The sequence below is a fragment of the Herbaspirillum sp. Sphag64 genome, from assembly GCF_014192645.1.
In the GTDB taxonomy this organism is placed as follows: domain Bacteria; phylum Pseudomonadota; class Gammaproteobacteria; order Burkholderiales; family Burkholderiaceae_D; genus Herbaspirillum.
In genome coordinates this window covers 35,437-43,729 of the sequence record NZ_JACHYE010000013.1, presented here as the reverse complement: position 1 = coordinate 43,729, position 8,293 = coordinate 35,437, and the positions used below count along the sequence as shown (strand labels likewise).

8 protein-coding genes are annotated in these 8,293 nt (G+C 57.8%); 5 read left to right on the top strand and 3 right to left on the bottom strand.

The genetic code is table 11. The features are described from left to right. Positions 1 to 439, top strand: a 439-nt coding sequence (locus FHW66_RS17340; RefSeq protein ID WP_183381081.1) for a hypothetical protein, incomplete at its 5' end; no start/stop codon positions are given. A gap of 73 nt (positions 440 to 512) precedes the next feature. On the opposite strand, the gene FHW66_RS17335 is transcribed toward FHW66_RS17340, so the two are convergent. The 3 genes from FHW66_RS17335 to FHW66_RS17325 all read right to left on the bottom strand — a co-directional run bounded on the left by FHW66_RS17335 (position 513) and on the right by FHW66_RS17325 (position 2,451). Then, positions 513 to 1,082 carry a hypothetical protein gene (locus FHW66_RS17335; RefSeq protein ID WP_255459043.1) on the bottom strand — a complete coding sequence of 190 codons (570 nt, stop codon included), beginning with the start codon at positions 1,080 to 1,082 and terminating at the stop codon, positions 513 to 515. A gap of 168 nt (positions 1,083 to 1,250) precedes the next feature. After that, positions 1,251 to 1,472, bottom strand: coding sequence for a hypothetical protein (locus FHW66_RS17330; protein ID WP_183381080.1), 222 nt, complete (start codon positions 1,470 to 1,472; stop codon positions 1,251 to 1,253). Between the two features lie 94 nt (positions 1,473 to 1,566). Further along, entirely contained in the window at positions 1,567 to 2,451 is an 885-nt protein-coding gene (locus FHW66_RS17325; RefSeq protein WP_183381079.1) for a metal-dependent hydrolase, read from the bottom strand. Between FHW66_RS17325 and FHW66_RS17320 the strand changes: the two genes are divergently transcribed. The 4 genes from FHW66_RS17320 (at position 2,444) to FHW66_RS17305 (ending at position 8,282) form a co-directional block, all read left to right on the top strand. After that, positions 2,444 to 3,166, top strand: coding sequence for a TetR/AcrR family transcriptional regulator (locus FHW66_RS17320; protein ID WP_255459042.1), 723 nt, complete (start codon positions 2,444 to 2,446; stop codon positions 3,164 to 3,166). The two genes, FHW66_RS17325 and FHW66_RS17320, sit on opposite strands and share 8 nt — an antisense overlap. A 122-nt stretch (positions 3,167 to 3,288) precedes the next feature. Next, positions 3,289 to 4,677: a YbgA family protein gene (locus FHW66_RS17315; RefSeq protein WP_255459041.1), complete on the top strand. Its 1,389-nt coding sequence runs from the start codon at positions 3,289 to 3,291 to the stop codon at positions 4,675 to 4,677. Continuing rightward, on the top strand, positions 4,670 to 5,404 hold the full coding sequence (locus FHW66_RS17310; protein ID WP_183381078.1) for a hypothetical protein: 735 nt from the start codon (positions 4,670 to 4,672) through the stop codon (positions 5,402 to 5,404). The genes FHW66_RS17315 and FHW66_RS17310 overlap by 8 nt, the downstream gene beginning before the upstream one ends. A 19-nt stretch (positions 5,405 to 5,423) precedes the next feature. Beyond that, positions 5,424 to 8,282, top strand: a complete 2,859-nt coding sequence (locus FHW66_RS17305; protein WP_183381077.1) for an ATP-binding protein — start codon at positions 5,424 to 5,426, stop codon at positions 8,280 to 8,282. The last annotated feature ends 11 nt before the right edge of the window (positions 8,283 to 8,293 follow it).

The window sequence follows — 8,293 nt, the reverse complement described above, 5'->3', positions numbered from 1 at the left end:
CCCACTTCACCATCATGAAGCAGATGCCGGGAATGCGAAACCTGTAATGACCTTGCCTGTTTCGATGCCGTCTCTAGAACCGCAGACAGAGGAGCTATCGCAGTCCCCACTTCACCATCTTGAAGCAGATGTCGGGAATGCGGCCCCGGTAATGACCTTACCTGCTTCGATGCCGTCCGCAGAGCCGCAGACAGAGGTGTTATCACAGACACCACCAAAGGCCATATTTAAATGGGTGGCGACTTCTACAAAGGCAACTGAAGAATTAAACAAATATATTGACCAATTCAAAACGGGCGCTAGCAAGTTATCCAATAAAGTACATGAAGGACTACAATCATTTAATCAGCTCACGACCACTCTGCAAGAAAATAAAAACTCGAACGAGCTTCTAGAGAAAATCAAAGGAGGTCTTAGACGCTTCTTCAATAGGTTATAACAAGCAAAACAGGTCAACGACAGAACACAGAAGCTGTCCTGTCGTTGATGTTGTCACTGATATTTACGCTGCCTCAGTAATCTGATTTCCCGGCTTCTTTCACCGACCTAAATCCACTCTCTACCCACGTTGTCGCGCTAGCCATGGTCAGTTTGTAGCTCGGCAGCACCCTCACCTGCGCCATCTGCTCTCCATCACTATCGATGGCGGTCAGCATGGCATAGGGATCGTCTTCGTCAGGCACGATGTCGAGCGTGACGTTGATGGTGGCGGTGCGGGTGTTGACGATCATGCTCTTGTGCAGCATGGCATGGAGTTGCTGTTCGTGGCGGCGCAGTACTTCCGAGGCGGTTTTGACGAGTGTGCCGAAGGCGTTGGCGTCGAGCGGTTTGGGGTTCTTTTTGTCACGCCCCATGGTCCAGGGGCCGACCAGTGCCGGTTCGGATTCACCATCCTGAAACATGGCGACGGCCCAGCCTTCATCATCTTCGTTCTTGATCACGCGGGCGGTCCAGCCGTCGTCCTGCCAGAGGCGGTCTTCGTGGATGACCGGCGTGTCCTCGATGACGGCGGCTGTGTCCGCCGTTTCAGTGTCGTCCAGCTCGCTGGCCAGGTCTTGGGTGAGTGTCATTGTTTCAGTCATGTTGATCAGGTCCGGGACCGGTGGATAGTCGAAGTGGGTCGCGCTGGCCCGACGTGGTTTGCGTCGGGCGGGTGGGGCTTCCTGTTCTGCAACGAGGCTGTTGATGGCCTCGACTGCAAAATCCTGAAACGGGAGCGCGAACTGTGAAGTGCTGTCCGACATAACGCGTTACCGTGCCTTGGAAAAAACCACCAGCCATTTGCGCAGCAACAGCATTTCCAGATAGCCGGGCTCCATGCCGGTGCGGCATTGCAGCAGCGATGGCGTCGGGCCATAGCGGCGACGGGTATCGCGGGTCAGATAGAGTTCACGTTTGCCGAGCCGCATGCTGATCGCGGACGGCAGATAAGCTATGCCAAAGCGGCTGTCGTTCGGGTTGCAGGTTGCCATTAGAAGCTCCTTGTTGAAAGAGGCGACGATGGACGAAAATGTATCACAAATACTGTATAAATAAACAGTATTATTTTGAGAGAGAGCAGAAAATTTATTTGCTTGGCCCGATCGCCCGCCAATGCTTGCTGTTGTTCTCCAGCCAGCGTTGTGCAAGGTAGTGGTTGTCGTGATCGTTGGGATGAAAGCCGGGCCGATAGTAGCCTAACAGTGGCAAGACACTGCGCCAGACATGTCCGTTTCTGCCAAACAGAAATTTCAGGGCAGACCATCCTGTGCGCGCCCGGAACAGGCTTTTGTCGCGGTGCAGATTGAGGATCGTCTGGCGGGTTGATTCCAGTGTGAACAGCAACAGCACGTGGGTGAACCATGCCACCCGACGCAGATAGCCTCCTCCCAGCGTTTGATACAGATCGAAAGCGACCGCCTTGTGTTCGGTCTCTTCGGCTGCGTGCCAGCGCCACAGGGTTTGCATCGCCGGCTCGGCACCGGCCAGCCAGTTGTCGTAACGCAGGGTGCCGTCGGCAAAGACGGCGGTGATGTGCTCGTAAGCAGCAGTCAGTGCCAGCAGATTACGTGGATGCAGTTTGAGCTTCTGGGTGATGGCGACGCGGCGGCTGGCCCAGTGTTGCCAGCGGTTGACCAGCCCTTGCTGCTCCAGTTGCAGGTTGTAGAGATGGTGCAGGTGGCGATGGGTGGCTTCTTGCCCGGCGAAGTCTTTGACGGTCTGGCGCACCGCAGCATGCTCGGGCGTGTCGGGCAGTAAGGCAACGCCGGCACGGACGGCATCGATAAAAAACTGTTCGCCGACCGGGAAGCTCATCGAGAGCGCATTGAAGTACATGCTGAGGAAGGCATCACCGCCATGCCAATGGCGGGGGAAACCGCCCGCGAGGTCAACGTCAAGTTTGCGGATCAACAAGGATTCGGTGCTGCGGTTCATAGTGGCGAGCTTGCGGTGAAGGAGGAATATGCGCATTATTCACCTCTGGATTTATCCCCTCAACTCGCTTAGTGCTCAGGTTTTATCCATGTCGCGTACACCATCGCCCACCACCCGGACAGGCCCGGAAACCATGCGTAAGCTGCCCACGCAGGAGCGCGCACAGCGGACCATTGAGACCATTTTTGAGGCAACTGCTCAGATTGTGGATGAACAGGGCGAAACCAGCCTGACGACCAACAAGATTGCGCAAAAGGCGGGTTTCTCGATTGGTACGCTGTATCAATACTTTCCCACCAAGGAGGCAATTTTGCTGGCGTTGATCCAGCGTGGCCGGCGGCAGGTGATGGATCAGATGCAGGCGGCGCTGATGCAGGCGGTGCAGCAGCGCGATGATCCGGAGCAGATTATCCGGGCTCGGGTGAGGATGCTCATTGAGGCTTTCGCTGCCGGTGGTGTCTTCAAGCGTTCCATGATCCGGCTGGCCTGGCGCATGGACCATGATGACAACATCCTGCAAGCTCTGCGCGAAGGGGCCGAGCATATCGCGGTGGCGCTGGGGCAGTTGCAGTCGCTGGCACCGGAGGTCGCCGCCGGGATCCGTGTACCCAGCGCGGCAAGCATCTTTGTCTTGACCCGGGCGGTGATGGGTACGCTGCGCAGCGCATCGCTGGAGCAGTCACCGCTGCTGGGAACGCAGGAGTTTGAGGATGAGCTGGTACGGCTGGTATGGGGAATTTTGCGGGCCTGAACTAATAAAAGTAGCTATTTTGACAAGTGATCAGGTATCCACGGCCATCCTGAGCTGCGTTTAGGCATGCAAATCCTTGCTACCCGGGCGTTTTCACGTGGTTTATCTTTTAAAATGGCGGCATGCAAAATATCTCTAGCGACAAACCGGATGACATCCCGGGCGACAACACCGCATTACCGGACGAGGAAGCGTCCACGGCCTTGCAAAGTTTCTTTCATGACAAGGTTTCTCCGGACGATATCGAACAGGTCTTCCTGCTCAAAAAAGCCCAGCCTTTGCTGCAGGCCTTCACGGCAGTGTTCCATGGCGGTTTCAATGGTGTGCTGGTGCGCCTGTTGGTACTGCGCGAGCTGGTGGCCGATACCTCGTCATCGACGATTACCCGCGCTGACATCAATCTGAAGCTGTCTTACCTCGATAGCGATAGCCTGGAAACCGTGCTCCTGCGTTTGCGCAGCAATGGCTTGCTGGCCTGGGATACGGTGCAGAGTGTTTATCGTGTGACGCCGATGGCGCGCAATATTCTGGCAGCAGTCGATAGCTTACTGGTCGCCGCCAATACCCCGGACGATGATGCCGACATGGGCTTCCTGCTGTCACAGGTGGCCGGTGCACAGGCGGTTGGTGGCGTCTCGGTGGAGCAGTTGCATCACTTGCTGGGGCGCTTGATTGAGCTCACCGATGAGTTCCGCGATGCGATTGCGTCGGGCTCGGAGTTCCGCCTGCGCACCGCGCAGGAAAAGTGGCACAGCGCTTGCGACTGGGTCGAGAAGGGGTCGGCCATCATCCACGCGATCACGACTGATAGTCAGGCCGATGCCATGACGCATAAGGCGGCGCAGGCCATTGGCCGGGCCCAGAGTGCGTTGCTGAACATGCAGGGCATGTTCTCCCGGGCCTTGAACCAGATCGAGCGCCAGCGCGTGCATCTGGGGCAGTCGGGTTTGTCGACGACCGATATCAAGTCCTGGTTGCTGAAGCATCCTGATCTGTCTTCGCTGGCCGAAGGGGCGATTGATGAGCCGCTCTCACTGCTGTTTGTCACCCCGGCTGAAATGGTGGACGTGGCCGAGTCCGAGCTGCTGGCCGACCGCGTAGTGGAAGTGGACCATGGTTTGCCGCAGGGCGAGGATGCACCGATCACGATCGATGAAGCCAAGGTCAATGCACCGCAGCTCGAGGACTGGATTGCTCGCCTGGATGCCATCGTCAATGGTATTACTGGCGCTGCCAACGATGTTGGCATGCCGATTGCGAACGCCCTGTTGCCCGCCAACTTTGCGATTGCCTCTTACCGTGCCTCGCTGTTGCCCTTGCTGGGTGACGAGAGCGAGGCTGTATTGCAGGGCGGCACCGCCACCATGGCGCGCTTGCCGCTGGACTTTACGCCCGAAGATGTGCTGCTGAAGGTCGATGATCCGCATGTTGCGGCGATCTCTGCCGGCACGCTGGCGCATAAGCCAAACTCAACTAATCAAGTAGCAAACACCGCTCCACGCCATGAATGACGACGCACAAATCCTGATTGCCAGACTGCTGGCTCAACAAACCCTGCTACGCAAGGACAAGCTGGTGACCCGCGCCTTGTCGGACGAGCACTTCCGTACCGAGATTGATAGCCGGCTGGCCGCCTGCGGCATGAAGCTGGTGGATAACGTGTATGCCGATCACGTGACGCTGGCGCTGGTGCGCGAGGTGGAGCCGAAGGTCTTTGGTGCCCGTGAAACCTGGCAAAACAATAACTTTGGCCTGGCCCGTGACGGCGTGGCGATGCTGGTGGTGTTGTGGGCGCTGATCATTTTGCCCAAGCGCGAGCGACAAGCCGCGCACCAAAGCGCCAAGGATGATCAGAACGATATGTTCGGCACCGAGAAACCTTTACCGAGCGCGGAAGATACCTCCATCGGTGTGTCTTATCGTGCGCTGCTGGCCGACTTTGGCGACAAGCTCGGCAAGAAGACCCGGATGGACATGAACCTCGGCCAGCTGGCGCGCTTTGGCTTTATCGAGCGGCGCGGTGATGTGATTGCCGAAGGTCCGCTGCTGGACCTGTTGATGGATACCGACGTCTTGAAGGAGCGCATCGTCAATGGCGCGCTGCATGACATCCTGCGTGAGGAACGCGCACAGGCGGTGCTGCTGGAGCTCAAGCCGAATACGGTGCCAACGCCGCTGCGCCCTGCACCGCCGGCTGCCGTGATCACACCGGTGGCAACTTCCTCCGATACCGAATAAGAACGTAAAGAAAGTCACCATGTTTCATATCAAATCCCTGGAATTAGTGCACTGGGACTATTGGCAACGGGTCAAGAATATTCCGCTCGATGCCAAGATCATCACCATCGCCGGGCAGAACGGCTCTGGCAAGACCACCCTGCTGGATGCCTTGCGCACGCTGTTTGGTCTGGATTGCTCGATGAAGCGTTCCTACAAGGATTACGCGCGCCACTCCGGTCAGCAAACCGTGTGGCTGCGTGCGGTGGTGGATAACAAGACCAGTGGCAAGCAATTGTCGAACCGCCCGTTCCGAAGCTCCGGATTTTTCAGTGAAGATGAAGTCACGCTGTTTTGCCAGATCCAGAAAAACGGTGGCGACTGGAAGCGCCAATATCTGATCCTCGGTGGTGCGGTACAGATTGAAGAAGTCGGTGACAACCCGGAATGGCTGGGGCTGGACAATTACCGCAAGCGTCTGGCCAATGCTGGTCTGTCGCAGGCGATGTCGAAGGTGCTGGCGCTGGAACAGGGCGAGACCGACAAACTCTGTGAATACTCGCCGCGGCAATTGCTGGATCTGGTGTTTCAGGTCTTTGGCGACAAGGAAGTGCTGGACGCCTATGACGAAGCCAAGCGTCATCAGCGCGATACCGAGCAGGAACTGCAGCGTTTCGAAACCGAGCTGCAAGCCTCAGAGACACATCTGGCCGGGCTCAAGCTGCGGGTTGCCAATTATCACCAATGGCAACATCTGAACCAGCAACGGCGTGACTTGCAGGAAGAAGTGCTGCCGAGCCTGCAATTTCATGAAGCGCGACAAAAGGCGCAGGTCATCAGCGAACGGTTGCGTGATGAACGCCTGCGCGTGACCAGTAACGACGGTCAGATTTCCACCAGGCGGCGTGAATTATCGACACTGAGCGAGCAGCTGACGGCTGCGCGTCAACGCGAGCAGGCGCTGGAAGTCGAGCAAGGCACGCTCGGTACGCAGCTCAATGGCGTCAACGCCCTGCTCAAGCCGCTGGAGTCGCTGCTGTCGCAAAAGACCCGGCTGCAGGATCTGGCAGGCAAGGCTGGTGCGGATATCAGCAGCGTCACCACCGAGCTGGAGCAAAAGGAACAGGCGCTGGCCCGCGAGCGCAGCGCACGTGAAGCGATCAAGACGCGACTCGCCGAAGAGCGTGCCACCATTACCGCGCTGGAAAGCAAGAAGGGTTTGCCCGAGCCGGCTGATGTGACCGCCATGCGCCGGGCCTTGCTGGAAGCCGGTATTGGTCACGCCATGCTGACCGATGTGGTCGAGGTCAAGGATGCGCAGTGGCAGGCCGCGGTCGAAGGTGTTTTGCGCGGCTACACGGCGCTGGTGTTGCTGGAAGATCCGTCACAGGCCAAGGCCGCCTTCCGTCTGGCAGAAAAGCTGCGTTACCCGCACTTCATCGTGCCCGATCTGGTCAAGGCGCCCAAGGTCAAGGATCAAAGCCTGTTGTCGGTACTCGACTTCAGCGGCGCGGTTCCGGTCTGGCTGATTGACCAGCTCAAGCGGATCAATCGGGTCGATTCGATTGAAGACGGCATGGCGCAGTCGGCGCATGACGAATGGATTACGCCTGAGGCGTATCACCGTGAACGTCGTGGTGGCCGCTCGCTGCAGATTGATATTTCACGCTATCGCTTCGGTCAGGCTGGTCGTGCGCAACGTCTGGCGGCACTGCAACGCAACCTGCCGGCACTGGAAGCACAGGAAGACCAGCTGACCCTGAAGATCAACACGCTGGCCAAGGAAATCGGCCAGCTCAAGTCCCTGATTGCCGGTGTTGATGCCGCCAAGGAACTGGTGGCGCGTCAGGCCGAGTTTGATGAGGCCGAACAAGAAGCCGCACCGTTGCTGGCTTCGCGTCAGCAGGTCGGTGCGCGTCTGGGTGATGTGATGGCGCAGATCAAACCGGCAATTGAAGAACGTACGTTGGCCGAAACCCGCTGGACCAATGCCAAGCATGGTCTGGCCAATGCCGAATCCGAATTGCGCGGTTCACGCAGCAAGCTGTTTGAAGAGCGCGCTGCGCACATGACCACCTTGCTCAGCTTGCGCAAGCAATGGCGCCATCTGCCGTTTGCGTGGCGTCGTGCCGAGCGTCAGCAGGCGCTGGCGGAGCAATATCAGAATGCCTATCAGGTCAATCTGCGTATCGATAGCCTGAATGGCGATCTGGCGCGTGAAGACTGGGAAACCGACGATACCGTCGTTGAACAGCATTTGCGCCTCGGTGCGCAACTGGCTGGTCGTCAGGCCGAGACTGCCGAGCGGCGCTATCAAAACAACCGCGCCATCGAGGCGACGACCAATGCCCGTGCGGCCTACATGGAGCGCCTGCGCTTTACGATCAAGACTTACTCACGCAACATCAAGGAGCTGGGTGAACTGGCCGGGATTGAGGTGCATACCGATCCGGTGCGGCTGGAGAACGACGATCTGCAATTGGCACAGGCGGGTTTGCATGTGCGCTTCAAGTTTGACGGCAAGATCGCCATCGGCATGAACGACGGTGAAGCTTCCGGCGGTCAGCAGGTCATGAAGTCGCTGATTTTGCTGATTGGCCTGTTGAAGTCGGATGATGGCGCTGGTGGTTTCGTGTTCATCGACGAACCGTTTGCCCACCTGGATATTCGCAATATCCAGCTGGTCGGTGAATTCCTCAAGAACACCGATGCGCAGTATCTGATGACGACGCCGCTAACCCACAATACCGATGTCTATGATCCGTCAGAGTTGACCCTGATCACCAGCAAGAAGAAGCGCGATACGCCGTGGGCACCACCGATTTTTGTCTTGCAGCGTCAGCAGCAGCAAGCCGAAGAAGAGAGCGGCAAGCGCACCCGGCAAAGCAAGCGCGCTTAAGGGCTTACATG

Excerpts from the sequence above, each read along its gene's own strand:
- FHW66_RS17320 (WP_255459042.1), top strand. The coding sequence starts at position 2,444 with ATGCGCATTATTCACCTCTGGATTTATCCCCTCAACTCGCTTAGTGCT.
- FHW66_RS17330 (WP_183381080.1), bottom strand. The coding sequence starts at position 1,472 with ATGGCAACCTGCAACCCGAACGACAGCCGCTTTGGCATAGCTTATCTG.
- FHW66_RS17305 (WP_183381077.1), top strand. The coding sequence starts at position 5,424 with ATGTTTCATATCAAATCCCTGGAATTAGTGCACTGGGACTATTGGCAA.
- FHW66_RS17325 (WP_183381079.1), bottom strand. The coding sequence starts at position 2,451 with ATGCGCATATTCCTCCTTCACCGCAAGCTCGCCACTATGAACCGCAGC.
- FHW66_RS17310 (WP_183381078.1), top strand. The coding sequence starts at position 4,670 with ATGAATGACGACGCACAAATCCTGATTGCCAGACTGCTGGCTCAACAA.
- FHW66_RS17315 (WP_255459041.1), top strand. The coding sequence starts at position 3,289 with ATGCAAAATATCTCTAGCGACAAACCGGATGACATCCCGGGCGACAAC.
- FHW66_RS17335 (WP_255459043.1), bottom strand. The coding sequence starts at position 1,082 with ATGACTGAAACAATGACACTCACCCAAGACCTGGCCAGCGAGCTGGAC.